Source organism: Spirosoma jeollabukense (assembly GCF_054777855.1).
Map to the genome: position 1 here is coordinate 638,148 of NZ_BAAHAD010000002.1, position 18,705 is coordinate 656,852.

Consider the following 18,705-nt stretch of genomic DNA (forward strand, 5'->3'; position numbering starts at 1 on the left):
GTCGTACTTTTGTACAATTATTTTTTGCCAACGTATCTGAATCTATGGAATCAACTACTGAGAAGCTACACACTATGGCCGGGCACGGAAAAACCCGTCCTAAAAACAGTGGCACCAAAAAACTGTTCGATAATCCTATACTAGAGGCTCTTTCGCGTACGCACATCATGGTGCCCATTACGATGTGGCTGGTATTGTCTGCGTTCCTGGGCTGGTACGCCTTCACGTATACAGACATGGGCACGTCGATTATTGCGGGGCTTTTTTTTACAGGTCTGTTCGTATTTTCGATATTTGAGTATGTGCTCCACCGATACCTGTATCACCTGGCGCCAACGACGCCTAAACGGGCTAAAATTCAGTATACGTTTCATGGCATTCACCATGAGTATCCGAAGGATAAAACCCGTCTGGCAATGCCTCCCGCCCTGGCGATTTTTGTGGCAGGTGCCTTTTTTTGCTTATTTTTCCTGATGATGGGCGAAGCGGCTTATGCTTTCTTTCCTGGTTTTCTGGTTGGGTATTCGGGTTATCTGGCCGTGCATTTTATCGTTCATGCCTATGCGCCACCTAAAAATTTCTTCAAACAGCTTTGGGTGAATCATAGCGTACATCACTACAAAAATCCAGAAAGCAATTACGGCGTATCGTCTCCATTCTGGGATTATATTTTCGGGTCTTTTCAAAAGTAAACGACCTGAATTTTACACACAGCAAAAATCCCCGCTGACATCTGATGTCAGCGGGGATTTTTTACGTAACGCGGGTTTCCATCACAACGGCAAACCGTACGCGCTACGTATTACTTTAGTTTCTCATTATTCAGATGCCGCGTTGCATCCCGAATATTTTTCTTGTCCATATTCTTCTGAAAAGCTTCTGTCAGATCAACGCCCGTTTGATTGGCGAGGCAGATGAGTACCCATAGTACGTCGGCCATTTCATCGCCCAGATCTTTGTTCTTATCCGACTCTTTTTCCGACTGTTCACCATACCGGCGGGCAATAATACGCGCTACCTCGCCAACTTCCTCGGTGAGCATCGCCATGTTGGTTAGCTCGTTAAAATAACGAACACCAACGGTCTTGATCCACTCGTCAACGGTGGCTTGGGCGTCTTTGATAGTCATAATAGTCAGTAGTCGATAGGTAGTAGCCGTCAGTCATTCGCAAAATAGTATTGACTGACGGCTACTACCTATCGACTTATTTTTCCGGTACAAACGTCAGTGAACTGAATTGATTTTCGTCGAAAACTTCCTGAGCGAGACCTTGTAGTTGCTCTGACGTAACGGATTTGATGTCGTTAAAAATATCATTCAGGGCTTCAACGCGGTTAATGTCCAGCAGACTTTTGGCCATCATCAGCATAAAACTGTTGTTGCTTTCTTCCGACATGGCCAATTGGCCGATCAACTGCTCTTTCGTCTGGTGAAGCTGTAACGTAGTAAGCGGCTGTTCCCGTAGGCGCTTCAACTCCTTCATGATCAGCGAATGCGCTTTGTCCACTTTTTTAGGGTCGGTGCCGAAATAGATTCCCAGAAAACCCGTGTCTAAATAGGGTGTGTAACTGGCATCAATTGAATAGACCAAGCCGTATTTCTCGCGCAGATTCATATTCAATCGCGAGTTCATACCGGGTCCGCCCAGCAGGTTAACAAGCATAAAAAACGGGAGTCGTCGCGGATCGGTCAAGCCGTAGGCCGGTCGACCGAGCGCGCATTGAGCCTGCGTAATAGGCCGTTCTACCTGGGTTTGGCGCGGCACATAGGTAGTCGGCGTTTGGCGCTGGCGAGCCGAGTGCTGGGCCGGTACATCACGGAAGTATTTTTCGGCAACTTTTACGACCTGTTTGAAGGGAAGCCTGCCAACAGAGGCAAATACGATTCGGCTCGTGTCGTAGTTTTCCGCAATAAATCGCTGAAGATCTTCGCGTCGGAAAGATCCAACCGTCTCGGTCGTGCCAAGAATATTGCCACCCAGCGCGTGATTTGGGAATACTAACTCATCAAAATCATCCTGAATGGCATCTTCAGGCGAGTCATAGTACATCGCCATCTCTTCCAGAATCACACTCCGTTCACGCTCAATCTGTTTTTCGGGAAATATCGAATGGAACGTAATGTCGGAAAGCAGTTCCGTTGCTTTCTCAAAATGTACATCCAGTACAGATGCGTGAAAACATACTTTTTCCTTTGTAGTATAGGCGTTTAATTCACCACCAACCGTTTCTAAACGGGTGATAATATGGTAGGATTTTCGTTTCTCCGTACCTTTGAAGGCCATATGTTCCCAGAAATGGGCCAATCCCTGCTGGTGAGGTTGTTCGTCGCGGCTACCGATGTCGAGCATGATGCCGCAATGAGAAATCTGCGTATGCGGAATTTGTTTATGCGCTATTCGAATTCCGTTGGGCAGGGTATAAACTTCGTAATCTTCCATTCTTAACAATTTACGCAGTCGTAACGACGTGTTGAGCGTACTAATGATAACCGCAACCAATCCGCCCCGGTTCCTGATTATTCAAACCGCTTTCATTGGCGATGTAATTCTGGCTACCGCCTTACTCGAACAAGTACACGAAGCCTGGCCTAACGCGGTGTTGGATGTGCTGGTGCGCAAAGGTAACGAGAGCCTGCTGGCAAATAACCCCTTTCTGAACGACGTATTGATCTGGCACAAAAAGGGCATCAAATATCGGGATTTATGGCGGTTATTACGTACAATCCGCGCCCGTAACTATGATGTCGTCCTTAATTTACAACGCTACGGAACGATGGGGCTACTAACGGCTTTGTCGGGCGCAAGATGTACGGTTGGTTTTAACAAAAATCCGTTTTCCCGATTTTTCACCCGGCAGGTCGAGCACCGGTTTGAGCCGGGTATGCATGAAGTTGATCGGAACACTAGTTTGTTAAAGGCGCTGGAACTGGATGGAAAGCCTGTCAGTCTACCCGCTTTCAGATCGGTTGTACGACCTAAAATCTACCCGTCCTCGACTGATTATGAAGCGGTCAGTACGTATAAAAGCCAGCCTTATGTGTGCATGGCGCCCATGTCGGTTTGGTTTACAAAGCAATACCCAACGGAACGCTGGGTCGAACTAATTCAGGCTTTACCCGAAAATCTGATGGTGTATTTACTGGGAGCACCAACTGATACAGCCGCTTGTGAGGCCATTCGGGAGTTAACCGGACGGAAAACGCACGTGGTGAATCTGGCCGGGAAATTAACACTACTGCAATCGGCTGCCTTACAGCAGGATGCCCTGATGAACTACGTCAATGATTCGGCTCCACTCCACCTATGTTCGGCGATGAATGCGCCAACGACGGCTATTTTTTGCTCGACCGTTCCCGAATTTGGCTTTGGTCCGCTGGCTGACGTATCACGTGTTGTTCAAACGCCCGAGCTACTTGATTGCAAGCCCTGTAATCTGCACGGGCGAAAGGTTTGTCCACTAGGGCATTTTAGGTGTGCATGGACGATTCGAGTTGACGATTTAACCCTTCCGGAATAGGGGAAGCAGTGGAATATAGAGCTATGTATACTTCAACTTATTAACATTGATTACCATATAAGTTTGTGTTTTATTTCGTAATTATTGCATTTATTGAAATTTTATAAAATACTTTAGTAATAAGGCGAACTATTTATTTGAAAGGGCTTCATTAGGCCCTATATTTGGTCTATTAGCGATAGTACAACAAAATAAGCGGTTGCGTCTCACCTACTTCCCTGATTTGTGAGCCGTTAACTCCATAAACAAAGATATTCTTCACCTATCTAGTAGTACGTTATACAAACATACTCGTATGTCTATCAATCGTCGTGACTGGCTCCGGGCCAGTATGTTATCTGGTCTGGGTTTAATGACGGCTCCTGCGGCTTTTTGTGAACCAGAGCCAGAGATGCCAATGGGCTATGACGTGCCTAAGGTTGCGCTCAAAGCCCGTCTGTCAGCTAACGAAAATCCTTATGGACCATCGCCGAAAGCGCTGAAAACCATTACGGAAGCAGCCCCCGATGGCTACCTCTATGCGATGGAATACGCTAAGCAATTCCGTAAACTGATTGCTGAAACCGAAGGCGTTCCCGAAGATTACGTACTGCTGGGAGCTGGTTCGGGTGAGTTGCTCACAGCGGCTTCACTCTGGGCGGCTTACCGGGCAAACGCAGGTCGCACGATTGTGGCGCCAGATCCAACGTTTGATGCGCTTCCACGTACCTCCATTAAGCATGGTATTACGATGGACAAGGTACCGCTCGTAGCGGCCGATGGATATGACATCAACCTGAATAAACTTAACGAGCGTATTGGGAGCCAGACGGGTATGGTCTACCTCTGCAACCCCAATAACCCAACAGCCATCACCGTTGACCCAGCCAAACTGCGGGCCTTCTGTGATGCCGTAGGAGCTAAGACCCCCATTCTGGTTGATGAAGCCTATATCGACTATACGCCAGATCCAAAAGCCTACACGATGGTGGATATGGTGAAGAAAGGAAGCAACGTAATCATTACGAAGACCTTCTCGAAAGTACACGGTTTCGCCGGCCTTCGGGCGGGTTATATGATCGCCAAACCTGAATTACTGGAACAGATTGCCAAGTTCGCAACGGGTGGTAGCTCCATGAGTATGACGACGTTACGGGCGGCTATGGTAAGCTTGCAGGACAAGGATTTTATCAAATTCTCGCTGGGCAAAACCCAAGAGTCAAAAGATTATCTGTACGGCGTGTTGAAGCAAACGAACTACGAACCGCTGCCATCGGGTGCCAACTTCGTGATGTTCCCCATCCGGATGAAGGGTGAAGATTTCGTTGCCCGGATGATGGAAAAAGGGGTGAGCATCCGTCAGTGGAAATTCGACGGGCAGTACTGGTGCCGCGTGTCTTTAGGTACAATGCCACAAATGCAGGCTTTTGCGGAAGGCTTGAAAGTTATTTCGTAAAGAGACGTAGTGCGGACGGTTAGCCGTTGCGATGGAAACCCGCGCGATCAAGCAAAAAAAGTGGTGACATACTATGTCACCACTTTTTTTGCTTGATCGGATGCGTAATTCATTTGACGATCTTTTCTACTTATGGAGTATAGCATTAGTGGCTATTGCAAATCTTTTCTCTCGTGTTTTATTGCCACGATGCAATTAAAATGATTATTCAACTACTGCTAGTAGTTCCTTAATTGTGCTAGCAGCTTCCAATCTGTCTAAGAGCACTTTCCTTGTTCTGCCCCATAAAATCCGGGAGCCACGCACGTTTAGCTTTTCAAATATAAACTGCTTAATCTCTTCAAAAGCATACTGCTTAGTCTTCTCCAGAGTATATTTAACCTTGATAGAAGTACCTTTTAACAAAGGATGAAAGCCCCATAGACCCCTGTAGCCTGTTTTCTCTACAGCTTGAATTTTATGCCCTTGCCCATTTGAATCAATTAGTTGTACATTTTTGAAGAGACCTTTTTTTAATATTTCTTCTGAGGTATAGTGAAATTCCTTCTTAGAATCGAAGTAATAAATCATACTTCTTCCTTCATAGAAGCTAATTACAGGAAATACTACCTCTTCCATTACGATTAACTGTTTTTACATCTTATTATGTGAAAATAGTAATAACTAAACTCAATTGACTTGTGCAACAGCCACATTAGTCGTTTATCAACTTCTCTATGAACACATAATATTACGGTTTTCCATCGCAACGGCGAACCGTCCAAGTTACTTCTACTTTATCGCTACAGTTTTAGTTGGGTCAATACGTAGCCATAACAGGGCACTTACCAGCAGACAACCCGCAATCATGAATAAAGGGTAGTTGAAGTTATTGGTATGCTGGACAATGGTGCCAAACAGAATGGTGATAAAGAAGCCACCTAGCTGACCGGCAAAATTCATCGAGCCAGTTACGGTACCCGCGTTACGTTGCCCGATATCCACGCATACGGCAAAGGCCACAGGCAAGGCCAGATCTTTCATCAACACGCAGATTGCCAGATAGTAGCCCGCCATCTGGTTGTCTGTAGTGAGTCCGGCCAGCAGAAAGAATAAGCTCGATAGTCCCAGGCCACCTACGCCCACCGTCCGGCGCCCTATTTTTAAGCCGTAACGTTTTGTTAAGACATCACTTAACGTACCGCCCACCAGACAGCCAATCGCGCCCAGGAAGTAGGAGAGGGAGATGAAATTCTTGGTTTGATCTTCGCTCATGCCACGCCCTTCCTGAAAATAGACCGACGACCAGTTCGTGAAGAAATACGAGCCGTAAAAGAACAGATGGCACATCAGCATCAGTGCCCACAAATCGGGGTTGCGGATAATGGTTGTCCACGGAATTCGGTGGTCACTTTGCTTGAGGTTGCGTCCGGTTTCAATTTCACGAACTTCTTCGGCACGGATGCCGGGTTGTTCAGACGGTTCATCCCGAAACCATACGTACCAGCAGATAGCCCATAAGACGCCTGTTAAGCCCAGCAGCGCGAAAGCCCACCGCCAGCCAGTCCAGTGGACCAGCGGAATCACGAGCAGGGGTGTCAGCGCGCCACCCAGCCGTCCGGCTGCCCAGATGACCGACTGCGCCCGGCCAACCTCAACGGCGGGAAACCAGCGGGCAATAACGATCGATGCATTTGGGTAAGCCCCCGCTTCGCCAATGCCAAACAAAAACCGGACAATGAGCAGGTACAAAAAATTGAAGGCCGTACCCGTAAGGGCCGTGAAAGCTGACCACCAGAGAACGACACGCGTCAGTACGCGCCGGGGACCAATCTTGTCGCCAAGGGAACCGGTTGGAATCTCGAACAAGGCATACGATAGTGAGAAGGCCCCCAGTATCCAGCCAAATTGTTCATTGTCGAGATGCAAATCGGCTTTCACATATTTGCTCACTACGTTCATGCAAACGCGGTCGAGGTAGGTAATGGTTGAGAGCAGAAATAAACCGGCCAGAACGCCGTAGCGAGCCTTCATACAGACAGGGAGAGAGGATTTGTTGGTAAAGCTAAAAATACTTACGGTCTTACCTTTATACCCACCGGCGCCTGACGTAATTTTACCGCATGTCTACCGTAACAATTGCTCCGCTCACCGAAAGCTTGCCTGCTTTCCTTGATTCTAATGACTTTTCGGACATTGCTGTCATTGCCGATAATCATACGTCCCGTTTTTGCTATCCCGAACTTAAATCCTTTCTGCCGAAGCATACGCTGATCCGGCTGAAGTCGGGAGAGGAGCAGAAACACATTGCTACCTGCGAGTTGATCTGGGATGCTCTGACACGGGCCAATTTTGACCGTCATGCGCTGGTCCTGAATCTGGGTGGTGGAGTTATTGGGGATATGGGGGGCTTTTGTGCAGCTACCTACAAGCGAGGCATTGCTTTCGCTCAGTTACCCACTACGTTGCTGTCGCAGGTAGACGCCAGCGTGGGCGGTAAACTCGGTATTGATTTCCGGGGTTTCAAAAATCATATTGGTGTGTTTAAGCAGCCAGATGCTGTTCTGATTGACACTACGTTCCTGGCGACGTTGCCGGAGCGGGAACTGCGGTCGGGTTTTGCCGAGGTTATTAAACACTGTCTGATTGCCGATGCCGCGATGTGGGATGAAATTCGTCGACGTGACCTTGAGGAGCAGGACTGGACAACCCTGGTTGCGCATTCCGTAGCCGTTAAGCAGCGCATCGTTGAACAGGACCCAACGGAGAAGGGATTACGTAAGATTCTAAATTTCGGTCATACACTGGGCCATGCGGTTGAAACGTACTTCCTGACGCAACCCCGCAAGCGTCTTCTCCACGGCGAAGCGATTGCGGTAGGGATGATTGCTGAGGCTTATATTGCGGTACACAAAAAGATGATCGACGAAATCGTGTTGACGCAAATCGAAGAATACATTTTTGCCGTATATGGAAATGTACGTCTTCTGGATGGCGACATCGAACCGATTTTAGCATTGACCTTACAGGACAAGAAAAACCGGGGACATCAGGTCAGAATGGCGTTGCTTGACGGGCCGGGCAGTTGTGCATTCGATATTCCGGTCACTGCATCTGAAATGCGACGGGGACTGGAGTTTTACCGAGGTTTAAATAAGTAATAAAATTTGGCCATAGCCTATTGTTTGCCAAACAATTACGGTTATATTTGGGTTTGACCGTAAAAGATACCTTGTTAATTACCATAACTATTTATTATAATCTATTTGTTGAAAACTTTTACAAAGGCGAGTATGAAAAAGTGCATCGGAATTCTGTTTACACTGGCTGTTGTCGCTATGGCGGGCTGTTCGCCAAGTAGGTTGTTTGTGGAGAATGATTATAGCTACGAGGGCCATTTTAAGAACTACGAATCGTTTAATTTTTTAGAGTGTGAATTTGTCGATTCCACACTCCTCTGTTCCGACATTCAGGATGCCATTCGGCACCAGATGGAAGCTCGGGGCTATCGGGTCAGCAATCGAAATCCTAACTTACTAATATCGTATAATATCTTCCGTTCCGATCTGCGTTTCCGGGGCTATCAGCAACCAGTTATGAAGGATTGGGTGGTGCGCGAAGATGATGATGCTACGTATAAGCGCATTGACTATAATCTCGATGAAGGCACGCTGATGATCTCGCTCATTGACGCCGAATCCTATCAGGTAATCTGGAAAGGCTATGCCTCCAAAATGATGCGCAACCAGAACTTCAAGAATAACTATTTCAAGGGCATAGTCCGATCCATATTCGATCAGTATCCGCTGATGGCAACTGCGCGGTAGGTAACGTGAACCTGTTGCTCACAGACTGACCTTATCTGAAGGCGAGACACATGTCTCGCCTTCATTAGTTTATGAACGTATCAGGCGTACCTTATTTGCCTGCGGACAAACATGTCCGTGTTACTTCGTCAGTTCCTTAAAAATCCCTTCCAGCGAGTTTTCCTGCTGACGTAGCCCTACAAGCGTTAGGTGCTGGTCGGCGGCAAGGCGGAAAATGGCGGCTCGCAAGTCAGTAGCTGGTCCGGCAGTGATTCGATACTGACCCTGAGCCAATGGTTCAACATTTGTAACGCCAGGCACTGTTTTCAATACGTCTGGATTGGTTAAGTCTCCTTCAAACTCAGCTACCACAACAACCCCATCTCCAGAAGATGTACTGCGTAGTTGACTCAGAGAGCCATCCGCTACAATTTTACCTCTGTTGATAATGACGACCCGATCGCAGACGGCTTCAACTTCCTGCATGATATGGGTGGAAAACAGGACCGTTTTGTCGCGGCCCGCATCGCGAATAACCTGCCTAATTTCAGCTAGCTGGTTTGGGTCGAGGCCGGTTGTGGGTTCATCCAGAATCAATACGGGGGGATTGTGAAGCAAAGCCTGCGCCAGACCAACGCGTTGCCGATACCCCTTCGAGAGTTGGCCAATACGTTTGTGCTGCTCACGTCCTAACCCAACCAGGTCAATCATATCGAGAATACGCCGGCTCAGATTCGACCCGCTCAGGCCATGCAAGGCGCCGGCAAAGCGAAGGTATTCCTTCACGTATAGATCCAGATAAAGCGGGTTATGCTCGGGTAGGTAACCAACACTACGTCGGACATCCATTGGCTGGGCCAGCACGTCGAATCCGTTGACTTCCACGGTCCCTTCAGTAGGGGGGAGGTAGCCCGTAGCCACTTTCATGGTTGTCGATTTCCCTGCACCGTTTGGCCCCAGAAAACCAACTATCTCCCCTGGTTTCACCGTTAGCGAAATCTGATCGACCGCCCGTTGTTGATTGTATTCTTTGGTAAGGCTCTTAATCTGGATAGACATAATTTACGGCTAATGCTGAACAATGAACGACGTAGTATACCGAATTGACATACCAGGAATGTGTGGATAACAGCCAAAAAACCGGAAAGAATTTCTATTTTTAGCGGTTTAACCGCAATAGACACCGTTTTCTCCACCTATTCATGTCCATTTTACGTAAAAAAACTGTTGCACAAATTCTCAGCGATGCAGCTGGCAGCGAGTCGAGCAAGTTAGTGAAAACGCTGGGCGTACGTGACCTGACCTCGTTTGGCATTGCAGCGATCATTGGAGCCGGTATTTTCAGCACCATTGGTCTGGCAAGTTACAACGGTGGACCGGCAGTATCGCTGTTATTTGTGTTCACGGCGATTGCCTGCGTATTCACCGCTCTCAGCTACGCACAGTTTGCCAGTACGGTCCCCGTTAGTGGCAGCGCTTACACCTACGCTTACGTAGCTTTTGGTGAGATCTTTGCCTGGGTTATCGGCTGGGCGCTGATTCTCGAATATGCGGTCAGCAACATGGTCGTGGCTATTTCCTGGTCGGAGTATTTTACGTCGATGTTAAGCGGCTTCGGTATTACGTTCCCTAAATACTTTGCTACGGATTATGGCTCGGCTGCTAAGGCCTTTGAGTTAGTGCAACAAACGAAACAGGCGGGGACGGCTCTCAGTACCTTACCTGACAATGTACGTACGTTAGCCAATGCGTATGCCAACGCGCCAGAATTGGGTGGCCTGAAATTGATTGCTAATCTACCGGCTGGTGCTATTACGGTTCTGATTACAGCTCTGGTTTACATCGGTATCAAGGAATCTCGTGCGGCCAGTAATATTCTTGTTTTGCTCAAATTAGCCGTAATCGCGCTAGTTATTGGCGTAGGCGCTTTTTATGTTAAACCCGCGAACTGGTCCCCTTTTGCGCCCAATGGGATGTCGGGTGTGCTAAGTGGCGTAGCGTCCGTGTTTTTTGCGTTTATCGGATTCGATTCAATTTCTACTACGGCTGAGGAGTGTAAAAATCCGCAACGTGATCTGCCCCGCGCCATGCTCTACTGTCTGGCGATTTGCACGGTTCTCTACGTATTGATTACGCTGGTACTAACCGGAATGGTCAATTATAAAGAGTTGGGTGTGAGCGATCCGCTGGCCTATGTGTTCCAGAAAGTGAATCTTGACTTTGTGGCGGGTGTGATTTCGGTGAGCGCCGTAGTCGCCATTACCAGTGCTTTGCTGGTGTATCAACTCGGTCAGCCGCGCATCTGGATGACCATGAGCCGGGATGGCTTGCTCTGGAAACGGTTTGCGACGATTCATCCTAAATACAAAACACCTTCGTTTGCAACCATCATTACGGGTATCATTGTGGCTGTGCCATCCATGTTTATGGATCTTAAATTCTTCGTCGATTTGACCAGCGTTGGTACGTTCTTCGCGTTCATTCTGGTCTGCGCGGGCATCTTGTTTCTGGATGCCAAAGGACTGACGGCACAGTCTAAATTTAAAGTGCCTTACGTAAATGGCAAATACATTATTGGGCTGGTGTTGCTAGCTGTAGTGGCCTATGCACTCACGGGTGCCGATCTGCTACAAACGATGGAAAGTAAACCGTTGTTGTTTGTGTTTTGGGCCGTATGGATTGTTTTGGCTGTACAGGGATTCCGGTATAATTTTTCCTTGCTTCCTGTAATCGGCATTCTAACGAATCTTTATTTGATGACTGAGCTTGGCGCCAGCAACTGGCGGATTTTCGGCATCTGGCTTATTTTCGGTCTGATAATTTATTTTTCCTATGGTTTCCGGAAGAGTAAGCTGGCGAATCAATAATACACTAGCTCGCTCACCAGATTGTTTTGATGGATACGTAGTGGATACCCATTTGCCGCGTACTCATAGTTTGTGCCTGGCGTAAGCTGAACATGTCGGCTTGAAAAAAAAGCGGAAATGTAATGCACTGTACCAGCGTACGGGTTGAGCCCCTGATCGTATTCATAACGAAAGGTGCGATCCGCGTATTCAGGCGTAGTGTTTGTGCTGATTTCTCGTAACGAAATGATGTTACCTTTACCGTCGTAGGTGAACTCCTGAGTTTTGCCTAATTTACGGGTACTGTCATACATCAGAACCTTCACGGGCTGTTGCTGACTATTATATTCATACACGGCTACACTGCGTAGTTCCCACTGCTCCGACTGTTTTAAGAACGTTCGACTTTCCTGAATACGTCCAGCTTCGTCCGTATCAAATTCATTATAACTTGTCCATTTTACAGGACCACTACAGCTGGATAGGCTTGAGTAGCCACACTCATTATCAAAATGCTGTACGTAGCGAAGCCGCCCAGTCGCATCATAGCGGTATTGATCGGCTGTTGTTACTTGTCCCGCTTTATAATTACGCCATTCCACTACTTTACCTTGTTGATTGTAGCGCCATTCGCTGGTTAGCTGCCCAGCGTATGTCTCGCTTTTTAAGCGGCCAGCCACCGAGCTACCCTGCAGAATCGGCTGATAATCGGTAGGTAAGTCAGCGAGCGACTGCACAGGTGCATCGAACGATTGAACCTGAACACCATTATCATCTTTGCAACCTGCCAGAAGAAATGCCAGCCCGATGAGAAAATAGGAAATCTGCATATGGATAGTAATTTTCCAGGAGATTCTAAAACGGGCCGAACGGTTGTAATCTACTGAGGAAGAAATCTGAACCCAACGCTATTCGAGACTGGATACATCATTTTCCGAAAAACATAATGTGTTGCTGGGGTAGTCGGTCATCGTTTTTGATCAACTTCAACCCGGCCGCTTTCATCTCTTTCGTTGCCTGAGCCACGCTTAATTTATGAAGCTCTTTGATCGGTACGTTCGGGTCTTCGGAACGGTATTCAACTAACACTACCCGTCCGCCCGGTTTCAGGGCTGACACAATATGATTCATCATTTCACGGGGATATGAAAATTCGTGGTAGGCATCAATCAAAATGGCTAGATCAGTGCTGCTGGCAGGCAATTTGGGGTCTGACTCTGTGCCGAGCACGGGCTGTACGTTCGTGATGTTTCGTTTTGCTTTTCCTTCGTTCAGATACGTAATCATTTCGGGTTGGATGTCTACCGCCAGCACTTTCCCCTGAGGTAATTTGGGGGCCATCAGGAATGTGAAAAATCCTGTTCCGGCGCCTATATCAGCTACTACGTCGGTCGGCTTCAAGTTGAGGGCTTTCAGCAATAGATCAGTGCGTTCTTCCCGTTCGCGTTCAGGGCGTTCAAGCCAGGATGCACCCAAGTGACCCATAACCTGAGCAATCTCGCGATTCTGATAGATTTTGCCAATGCCATCGCGGCTGGCCTCGCCAAAGCGGTAAACCTTGGTAGAATCTGTTGAGACTGTCGTAGCTGACTGTTGTTGAGATGAGCCTTGGCCACAGGCTGTTATAAAAACGAAGAGTAATATCCAGAGACGTTGCATGGTTCAAGGTTTGCTATAATTTCTAAACCATCAGAATACAAAACAGTTGTTCAAGAAACCAAATACACCTGATTAGATGAATCTCATCCTACATTTACTGCTCGATGCCGCCGTAATTTTTGGTTTGGCTTACCTTATGCCCCAGGTTGATGTCAAAAATTTTGGGACAGCCGTATTGATTGCGCTACTACTTGGCTTACTGAATTTCTTTGTGGGCTGGCTTATTCGCTTCCCACTCAATCTAGTTACATTTTTTCTGCTGACGGGTATTGTCAGAATTGTTGTGACAGCAATTCTCCTGAAGCTGATTGACAAAGTGATGGACAGTTTTACCATCGTTGGCTTCTGGCCGGCACTAGTCATTGCCCTGGCCGTAGCGGTAGCCGGAACACTTATTGACCGCTCGGCGCCTACGCCGGAAATGGTTGATTCGGGCTACGTAGTAACAGTATTAGCACATCTACGACTGGCTTAACAAAGAACTCGTTACGCAGCCATTTACGGCCGTTAAGCACTACAAAATAAAAGGCCGTGTCGATGACAACACGGCCTTTTGCATTAGAAATATAGTTATCTGTTTGGAATTAGTCGCTTCGACGGCCACCCATCAGAAGGCTGGCGTAGTAAAGTAGCGTGGCTAATGAACCCAGCGCTGCCACTACGTACGTCATAGCTGCCCACCACAGTGCGTCTTTGGCAAAACCATACTCACGCTGATTTACAACGCCGGTCGTTTGTACCCAGGCGAGTGCCCGGCGGCTGGCGTCAAATTCAACGGGTAATGTAACGAAACTAAACAGGGTCGTTAAAGCAAACAGCGCAACGCCAATAGCCAGTGGAAGGGGCGTTGTATTCAATAACAAAATACCCGCCAATAACACCCACTGCAAATAACGCGATGACACCGTCAGTACGGGTACCATGGCTGAACGGAGTTTCAGTGGCCCATAAGCTAGTTTATGCTGCACCGCGTGCCCACATTCGTGCGAAGCTACAGCCGCAGCTGCTACACTTCGGCCATAGTAAACATCAGCGCTGAGGTTAACGGTTTTTTCCTCCGGATTATAATGGTCGGTAAGCATGCCTTCAACTGAAACAACCCGGACGTCGTATATGCCATTATCATTCAGCATTTTTTGGGCTACTTCAGCACCACTCATACCGTTGCTAAGGCCAATTTGGGAGTATTCGTTAAACTTGCTTCGTAACCGCCAGCTCACAAACGCGCTGAGGCCGAAGATAACAATCATCAATATCCAGGAAAATGCCATTGTTAATTAGTCAGGTTTTTGGTTCGTTCTAAACAGGAAACTTAGTACCTGTTGATAATAAAACAACAGTTTACCCGAAAAAGTATCCCATCAGGGTGACCATTTATCAAGCTAATACTCCATTTAACAAGCCAATACGCAAATACGGCTCCACCTATTTGCGTAAGTGAAGCCGTATTTTATATCGAAATGAAGCCGTCTAGGGCGTTTTCTCCCTCGTCAATACAAATTCTTTATTCAACCAACGGAAGCCTTTGAAAATCCGGGCATTCAGGGTTTTAGAATCAATCATTTTTACCTCAAGGCTAAAATGCATGCCCGTTTTAGGGTGAATCAGCTCACCGCCCGACCAGCCATTGCCATCGAACCCCAGATTGCTGATGAGGAGTTGATTTTTGGTCAGACCAAATTTTTCCTGTCCTGTTGGACTCACATCGGCAATGCGTCCGAAGTAGCGATCGCCCGTACGATACAACTCAACCGTTGAGCCTCTGCCCGGAAATTCCCAGATACCCAGAATCTGATCGGCGGTATGATCAACAGACGATTTGCCGGTTATGGGTAATAGTAAAATCAGGGCCCAAACCCAGAAACGGCGTTTGTTACGTAGTGAAATCGGACTCATTCGTGCGTTGTCGGTTTACGAGGTAATTACTGAAACGGAAATTATCAGGAAACCCGCCTACGGACGCTGCCACACTACGTAACGGGACTTAAAAATAGCGTCTTTATTCCTGAATCCATAAGAATGATAGATTAAAATTAATTAACCGGTAGAACGGAGCCATAAGCGTTGATACACAGGTTTAATAGCTCTGTTTAATCCGGTCAATAAGTTTGGTAGTGGAGTAGCCCGGTACCAACGCAACCGTTTCTACCCGCCCACCTCGTCCTAACACAAAATCAGCGCCAACAATAGTTGCTACTGTATAATCATTCCCCTTAACCAGAACATCAGGCTGAATAACTTCAATTAATTCGATAGGCGTGGGTTCGCCGAAGAGGACAACTGCATCGACAAATTCGAAGGCAGCCATGAGTCGGGCGCGGGCATATTCGTCTACTACAGGGCGTAATGGGCCTTTAACGCAACTGACCGACGCATCGGTGTTGAGGCCTAAAATCAGGCGATCGCCAAGATGACGCGCTTTTTCGAGATAATCAATATGACCAAGGTGAACTATGTCAAAACATCCGTTCGTAAAAACGATTTGCTGGCCTTCGGCTCTCCACTGGTCAGCCTGTTGAATGGCTTGTTCGCGGGTAAGAATTTTGGATTCGGTCATAAAAGAAAACACCTTATCGTTCTAGTTTTATGGCTTTTGGATCGTCCAGTACGTCGGCTGCGTCGGTTACTTTGTTGCGCCGGAGCAGGACAACTAACAGAGCCAGAACACCCAGAATGATGATCATAATTGTTGAAACGCCGTGAATGAACGTAGCGAGGACTTGCCCATCCTGCCCCGTCAGGCCATAGAGCAGCGCCACCTGACCAACCAATAAGTGAAACGAACCGATGCCGCCCGGCGTTGGAGCGGCCATACCCAGTGAACCAACCACCAGAATAGTCAATCCAGCCAAAGGACCAAGATTGGCCGTGGCAGGCATCGCAAAAAACAACGTGTATGACATCAGGTAATACATAGTCCAGATCAGGAGCGTATGAACTATAAAAGCACCCGGCCGACGTAACTTACGGACGCTCAGAAGTCCCGACATCAACCCTGTCACGAAGCCACTAACCTTTTGATAGAGTGGGTGCCGACCTAGTGCTTCGCGATACCGGCTGAACAAAAACCAACCCAGCAAAGCGAGTCCTAACAAGACCGCGCCAACCAGAAATAGTACGCTCGACCCACTGGATCCTTTAGGTAATTTACCGCCCAGAAACTCCATGAAAAACTGGCTCAGGCGATCAAATTCCAGGATGAACGTAGCGGCCAGCAATAGCAGCAACATCAATACGTCGAACAACCGCTCGGCAACAACCGTACCAAAGCTGACATTGACCGGCACCCCTGACAACCTATACAGTGTGCCGCAACGGGCTACTTCGCCAGCCCGTGGCAACGCTAAATTGGCCAGATAACCCGTCAGGACACTTGCTGTGGCATCAATCGAACTTGGACGTTGCGAAACGACAGGCTCCAGCAAAATACGCCATCGTTCGGCCCGGCTCCAGTGCGCAATAATCGTAAAGAAGGCAGATGCCACTATCCACCGATAATCGGCGGCACTGATTTTTCGCCACAGATCGGCTGCGTCAAGATGACTTTGCTGGAATGTAAACCAAAGTAACCCACCAGCAATGGCCAGTGAAATGACATACTTAAGAATATTCGTTAGATTCATAAAGCGTGTAACGCGGCTGGAAAGCTGCGCTGAGATGGACATTAGTGCGGCTTTGCAGCCGCGTTACAAAAAACTCCGTTACAAAGTAACGGAGTTTCGCCCAAATGGGTGTTAACGGTAAATAAAAGGCTCAACCTTTCACCAACCGATTGTTATTATCCGGGAAAACTACGGTCGGTTTATAGGCTTTAGCTTCTTCGGCGGTCATCATGGCGTAGGCAATAATAATGATAATATCGCCAACCTGTGCCTTGCGGGCAGCCGCTCCATTGAGGCAAATGATGCCCGAACCGCGCTCGCCTTTGATAACGTAGGTGACAAGCCGCTCGCCGTTATTATTGTTAACGATATGAACCTGCTCATTTTCGAGTAGACCGGCTGCCTCCATCAGATCTTCATCAATGGTAATGCTTCCGACGTAGTTGAGTTCTGCCTGCGTGACTTTGACGCGATGGAGTTTGGACTTTAAAACTGTAAGGAACATGATTGTTAGGTACGAATCGAATGGAACGGCAGTATAGCACTTGCTCACTTCCATTACATCGTACCGAAAACAGTCATGAATAGGGCTTGGTTCCGGGCAGTTTCGCCACCACAAACAGGCCGAATGTTAACTCATTACGCACCAGTGACTTCGGGTCAATACACCGCCATCGCTGGCTCAACGTCTCGCGCCCAGGCATTGATGCCGCCATCAAGATTATACAGATTTGTCAGACCTTCCTGCGCATATAAGTACTGAACAACATTCGCCGAACGAATGCCGTGGTGACAGTAGACAACAACGGGCCGATCGGTCGGAATACGTTTCCGATTGTTAGGAATCATGCTAACCGGAATAAGCACGGCATTATCCAGATGGCATAAATCGTATTCAGGACGTTCGCGCACATCCAGCAGAAAGATGGATTCACCTAGTGACAGGCGGTCGGCTAGTTCCTTAACGGACATTTTTTGTGGTCCTAACGTACCCGGAGCCGGGGGCAACCCCATCGATATTAAGCCTTGTTTTGCCAATTCTTCGGCGTCGGCCCGGCGCCTGGTTTTGATTTTCTGCTGACCCATCGACAGTAGATCGATCATCAGCAGGTGTTCGCTTAGGGACTGGCCGATACCGGTAATAAGTTTGATGGCTTCATTGGCCTGATACGTGCCAATGACACCAGGCAACACGCCCAGAACACCCGTGTCGTTACAATTCGGGATTTCAATCTCGTTTGGATACTCCGGAAACAGGCACCGATACGTTGGTCCACGAAGACCGTCGCCGAGGTCGGCATTCAGCACGGCTACCTGGCCCTCAAACCGATGAATGGCGCCATAGACAAAAGGCTTGCCGAGCGTAACGCACATATCATTGACTAAATAGCGAACCTTGAAATTGTCGGTACAGTCAACAACGATATCATATTCTCCGATGATACTGCGCGCGTTGCTGATGTCCAGCGCCATCGTATACGTATCGAAACTGATATCCGGATTCAATCGGTTCAGGTGACTAACGGCCACTTTGGCTTTGGGTTTGCCAACCTCGTCCGTCGTGTACAGAACTTGCCGTTGAAGATTGCTTAAATCCACTACGTCCGGATCAATAACACCGATCGTACCCACGCCCGCTGCTGTCAGATAGAGCAACACAGGACAACCAAGACCACCGGCTCCAACGACCAGCACTCGGGCATTTTTGAGTTGTAACTGACCTTTTGTACCAATTTCAGGCAGATTAAGGTGCTTCTGATAGCGTTGTTTTTCGGCAGGTACTAGGGTTGTGGCTTCCATATTTGGTGTTCGTTGAGCAAGCTAAAACATGCTGCATTTATCCAACAGATTTATCCTGT

The 18,705-nt window shown here is 47.9% G+C and carries 20 protein-coding genes; 7 read left to right on the forward strand and 13 right to left on the reverse strand.

Annotated features, from left to right (window positions below):
• Nucleotides 1-44 precede the first annotated feature (44 nt).
• Nucleotides 45-692 (forward strand): sterol desaturase family protein, encoded by a 648-nt coding sequence (locus ACYVEA_RS11030; protein WP_461113479.1) that lies wholly within the window; start codon nucleotides 45-47, stop codon nucleotides 690-692.
• A 110-nt stretch (nucleotides 693-802) separates the two neighbouring features.
• Here ACYVEA_RS11030 and ACYVEA_RS11035 read toward each other — a convergent pair whose 3' ends face one another.
• Both ACYVEA_RS11035 and ACYVEA_RS11040 read right to left on the reverse strand, forming a co-directional pair.
• Nucleotides 803-1,129 carry a nucleotide pyrophosphohydrolase gene (locus ACYVEA_RS11035; RefSeq protein ID WP_461113480.1) on the reverse strand — a complete coding sequence of 109 codons (327 nt, stop codon included), beginning with the start codon at nucleotides 1,127-1,129 and terminating at the stop codon, nucleotides 803-805.
• Between the two features lie 76 nt (nucleotides 1,130-1,205).
• A complete protein-coding gene (locus ACYVEA_RS11040) occupies nucleotides 1,206-2,441 on the reverse strand; it encodes a M16 family metallopeptidase (RefSeq protein WP_461113481.1) in 1,236 nt (411 codons plus the stop codon).
• A gap of 43 nt (nucleotides 2,442-2,484) precedes the next feature.
• Between ACYVEA_RS11040 and ACYVEA_RS11045 the strand changes: the two genes are divergently transcribed.
• Both ACYVEA_RS11045 and ACYVEA_RS11050 read left to right on the forward strand, forming a co-directional pair.
• Entirely contained in the window at nucleotides 2,485-3,519 is a 1,035-nt protein-coding gene (locus ACYVEA_RS11045; protein WP_461113482.1) for a glycosyltransferase family 9 protein, read from the forward strand.
• 295 nt (nucleotides 3,520-3,814) lie between these two features.
• Nucleotides 3,815-4,954 carry a pyridoxal phosphate-dependent aminotransferase gene (locus ACYVEA_RS11050; protein WP_461113483.1) on the forward strand — a complete coding sequence of 380 codons (1,140 nt, stop codon included), beginning with the start codon at nucleotides 3,815-3,817 and terminating at the stop codon, nucleotides 4,952-4,954.
• Nucleotides 4,955-5,158: 204 nt separating this feature from the next.
• Here the strand turns inward: ACYVEA_RS11050 and ACYVEA_RS11055 are convergent, their stop codons facing one another.
• A complete protein-coding gene (locus ACYVEA_RS11055; RefSeq protein ID WP_461113484.1) occupies nucleotides 5,159-5,572 on the reverse strand; it encodes a hypothetical protein in 414 nt (137 codons plus the stop codon).
• 153 nt (nucleotides 5,573-5,725) lie between these two features.
• Nucleotides 5,726-6,967: an MFS transporter gene (locus ACYVEA_RS11060; RefSeq protein WP_461113485.1), complete on the reverse strand. Its 1,242-nt coding sequence runs from the start codon at nucleotides 6,965-6,967 to the stop codon at nucleotides 5,726-5,728.
• 89 nt (nucleotides 6,968-7,056) lie between these two features.
• Here ACYVEA_RS11060 and aroB point away from each other — a divergent pair, with 89 nt between their 5' ends.
• Both aroB and ACYVEA_RS11070 read left to right on the forward strand, forming a co-directional pair.
• Complete coding sequence (gene aroB, locus ACYVEA_RS11065) at nucleotides 7,057-8,094, forward strand: 3-dehydroquinate synthase (protein ID WP_461113486.1); 1,038 nt, start codon at nucleotides 7,057-7,059, stop codon at nucleotides 8,092-8,094.
• A gap of 132 nt (nucleotides 8,095-8,226) precedes the next feature.
• Nucleotides 8,227-8,760, forward strand: coding sequence for a DUF4136 domain-containing protein (locus ACYVEA_RS11070; protein WP_093823234.1), 534 nt, complete (start codon nucleotides 8,227-8,229; stop codon nucleotides 8,758-8,760).
• A 120-nt stretch (nucleotides 8,761-8,880) separates the two neighbouring features.
• Here ACYVEA_RS11070 and gldA read toward each other — a convergent pair whose 3' ends face one another.
• Nucleotides 8,881-9,798, reverse strand: a complete 918-nt coding sequence (gene gldA / locus ACYVEA_RS11075) for a gliding motility-associated ABC transporter ATP-binding subunit GldA (protein ID WP_461113487.1) — start codon at nucleotides 9,796-9,798, stop codon at nucleotides 8,881-8,883.
• Nucleotides 9,799-9,941: 143 nt separating this feature from the next.
• On the opposite strand from gldA, the gene ACYVEA_RS11080 reads away from it, so the two are divergent.
• A complete protein-coding gene (locus ACYVEA_RS11080) occupies nucleotides 9,942-11,606 on the forward strand; it encodes an amino acid permease (RefSeq protein WP_461113488.1) in 1,665 nt (554 codons plus the stop codon).
• On the opposite strand, the gene ACYVEA_RS11085 is transcribed toward ACYVEA_RS11080, so the two are convergent.
• Nucleotides 11,600-12,415, reverse strand: a complete 816-nt coding sequence (locus ACYVEA_RS11085; protein WP_461113489.1) for a hypothetical protein — start codon at nucleotides 12,413-12,415, stop codon at nucleotides 11,600-11,602. The genes ACYVEA_RS11080 and ACYVEA_RS11085 overlap by 7 nt on opposite strands.
• Before the next feature lie 97 nt (nucleotides 12,416-12,512).
• Nucleotides 12,513-13,244: a class I SAM-dependent methyltransferase gene (locus ACYVEA_RS11090; RefSeq protein WP_461113490.1), complete on the reverse strand. Its 732-nt coding sequence runs from the start codon at nucleotides 13,242-13,244 to the stop codon at nucleotides 12,513-12,515.
• Nucleotides 13,245-13,320: 76 nt separating this feature from the next.
• Here ACYVEA_RS11090 and ACYVEA_RS11095 point away from each other — a divergent pair, with 76 nt between their 5' ends.
• Complete coding sequence (locus tag ACYVEA_RS11095; RefSeq protein ID WP_461113491.1) at nucleotides 13,321-13,719, forward strand: phage holin family protein; 399 nt, start codon at nucleotides 13,321-13,323, stop codon at nucleotides 13,717-13,719.
• A gap of 109 nt (nucleotides 13,720-13,828) precedes the next feature.
• Here ACYVEA_RS11095 and ACYVEA_RS11100 read toward each other — a convergent pair whose 3' ends face one another.
• The 6 genes from ACYVEA_RS11100 to moeB form a co-directional block, all read right to left on the reverse strand.
• Complete coding sequence (locus ACYVEA_RS11100; RefSeq protein ID WP_093823662.1) at nucleotides 13,829-14,494, reverse strand: zinc metallopeptidase; 666 nt, start codon at nucleotides 14,492-14,494, stop codon at nucleotides 13,829-13,831.
• A gap of 220 nt (nucleotides 14,495-14,714) precedes the next feature.
• Nucleotides 14,715-15,140 carry a DUF2147 domain-containing protein gene (locus ACYVEA_RS11105; RefSeq protein ID WP_461113492.1) on the reverse strand — a complete coding sequence of 142 codons (426 nt, stop codon included), beginning with the start codon at nucleotides 15,138-15,140 and terminating at the stop codon, nucleotides 14,715-14,717.
• Between the two features lie 181 nt (nucleotides 15,141-15,321).
• Nucleotides 15,322-15,801 carry a D-glycero-beta-D-manno-heptose 1-phosphate adenylyltransferase gene (gene rfaE2, locus ACYVEA_RS11110; protein WP_461113493.1) on the reverse strand — a complete coding sequence of 160 codons (480 nt, stop codon included), beginning with the start codon at nucleotides 15,799-15,801 and terminating at the stop codon, nucleotides 15,322-15,324.
• A gap of 13 nt (nucleotides 15,802-15,814) precedes the next feature.
• Nucleotides 15,815-16,867, reverse strand: a complete 1,053-nt coding sequence (locus ACYVEA_RS11115) for a lysylphosphatidylglycerol synthase transmembrane domain-containing protein (protein ID WP_461114071.1) — start codon at nucleotides 16,865-16,867, stop codon at nucleotides 15,815-15,817.
• Nucleotides 16,868-16,997: 130 nt separating this feature from the next.
• On the reverse strand, nucleotides 16,998-17,351 hold the full coding sequence (gene panD, locus ACYVEA_RS11120) for an aspartate 1-decarboxylase (protein WP_461113494.1): 354 nt from the start codon (nucleotides 17,349-17,351) through the stop codon (nucleotides 16,998-17,000).
• A gap of 155 nt (nucleotides 17,352-17,506) precedes the next feature.
• Complete coding sequence (moeB, locus tag ACYVEA_RS11125) at nucleotides 17,507-18,646, reverse strand: molybdopterin-synthase adenylyltransferase MoeB (RefSeq protein ID WP_461113495.1); 1,140 nt, start codon at nucleotides 18,644-18,646, stop codon at nucleotides 17,507-17,509.
• Nucleotides 18,647-18,705 lie beyond the last annotated feature (59 nt).

Bases quoted from the DNA above. Each gene is read 5' to 3' on its own strand.
- ACYVEA_RS11030 (WP_461113479.1), top strand. From the start codon at position 45: ATGGAATCAACTACTGAGAAGCTACACACTATGGCCGGGCACGGAAAA.
- ACYVEA_RS11035 (WP_461113480.1), bottom strand. From the start codon at position 1,129: ATGACTATCAAAGACGCCCAAGCCACCGTTGACGAGTGGATCAAGACC.
- ACYVEA_RS11040 (WP_461113481.1), bottom strand. From the start codon at position 2,441: ATGGAAGATTACGAAGTTTATACCCTGCCCAACGGAATTCGAATAGCG.
- ACYVEA_RS11045 (WP_461113482.1), top strand. From the start codon at position 2,485: ATGATAACCGCAACCAATCCGCCCCGGTTCCTGATTATTCAAACCGCT.
- ACYVEA_RS11050 (WP_461113483.1), top strand. From the start codon at position 3,815: ATGTCTATCAATCGTCGTGACTGGCTCCGGGCCAGTATGTTATCTGGT.
- ACYVEA_RS11055 (WP_461113484.1), bottom strand. From the start codon at position 5,572: ATGGAAGAGGTAGTATTTCCTGTAATTAGCTTCTATGAAGGAAGAAGT.
- ACYVEA_RS11060 (WP_461113485.1), bottom strand. From the start codon at position 6,967: ATGAAGGCTCGCTACGGCGTTCTGGCCGGTTTATTTCTGCTCTCAACC.
- aroB (WP_461113486.1), top strand. From the start codon at position 7,057: ATGTCTACCGTAACAATTGCTCCGCTCACCGAAAGCTTGCCTGCTTTC.
- ACYVEA_RS11070 (WP_093823234.1), top strand. From the start codon at position 8,227: ATGAAAAAGTGCATCGGAATTCTGTTTACACTGGCTGTTGTCGCTATG.
- gldA (WP_461113487.1), bottom strand. From the start codon at position 9,798: ATGTCTATCCAGATTAAGAGCCTTACCAAAGAATACAATCAACAACGG.
- ACYVEA_RS11080 (WP_461113488.1), top strand. From the start codon at position 9,942: ATGTCCATTTTACGTAAAAAAACTGTTGCACAAATTCTCAGCGATGCA.
- ACYVEA_RS11085 (WP_461113489.1), bottom strand. From the start codon at position 12,415: ATGCAGATTTCCTATTTTCTCATCGGGCTGGCATTTCTTCTGGCAGGT.
- ACYVEA_RS11090 (WP_461113490.1), bottom strand. From the start codon at position 13,244: ATGCAACGTCTCTGGATATTACTCTTCGTTTTTATAACAGCCTGTGGC.
- ACYVEA_RS11095 (WP_461113491.1), top strand. From the start codon at position 13,321: ATGAATCTCATCCTACATTTACTGCTCGATGCCGCCGTAATTTTTGGT.
- ACYVEA_RS11100 (WP_093823662.1), bottom strand. From the start codon at position 14,494: ATGATTGTTATCTTCGGCCTCAGCGCGTTTGTGAGCTGGCGGTTACGA.
- ACYVEA_RS11105 (WP_461113492.1), bottom strand. From the start codon at position 15,140: ATGAGTCCGATTTCACTACGTAACAAACGCCGTTTCTGGGTTTGGGCC.
- rfaE2 (WP_461113493.1), bottom strand. From the start codon at position 15,801: ATGACCGAATCCAAAATTCTTACCCGCGAACAAGCCATTCAACAGGCT.
- ACYVEA_RS11115 (WP_461114071.1), bottom strand. From the start codon at position 16,867: ATGAATCTAACGAATATTCTTAAGTATGTCATTTCACTGGCCATTGCT.
- panD (WP_461113494.1), bottom strand. From the start codon at position 17,351: ATGTTCCTTACAGTTTTAAAGTCCAAACTCCATCGCGTCAAAGTCACG.
- moeB (WP_461113495.1), bottom strand. From the start codon at position 18,646: ATGGAAGCCACAACCCTAGTACCTGCCGAAAAACAACGCTATCAGAAG.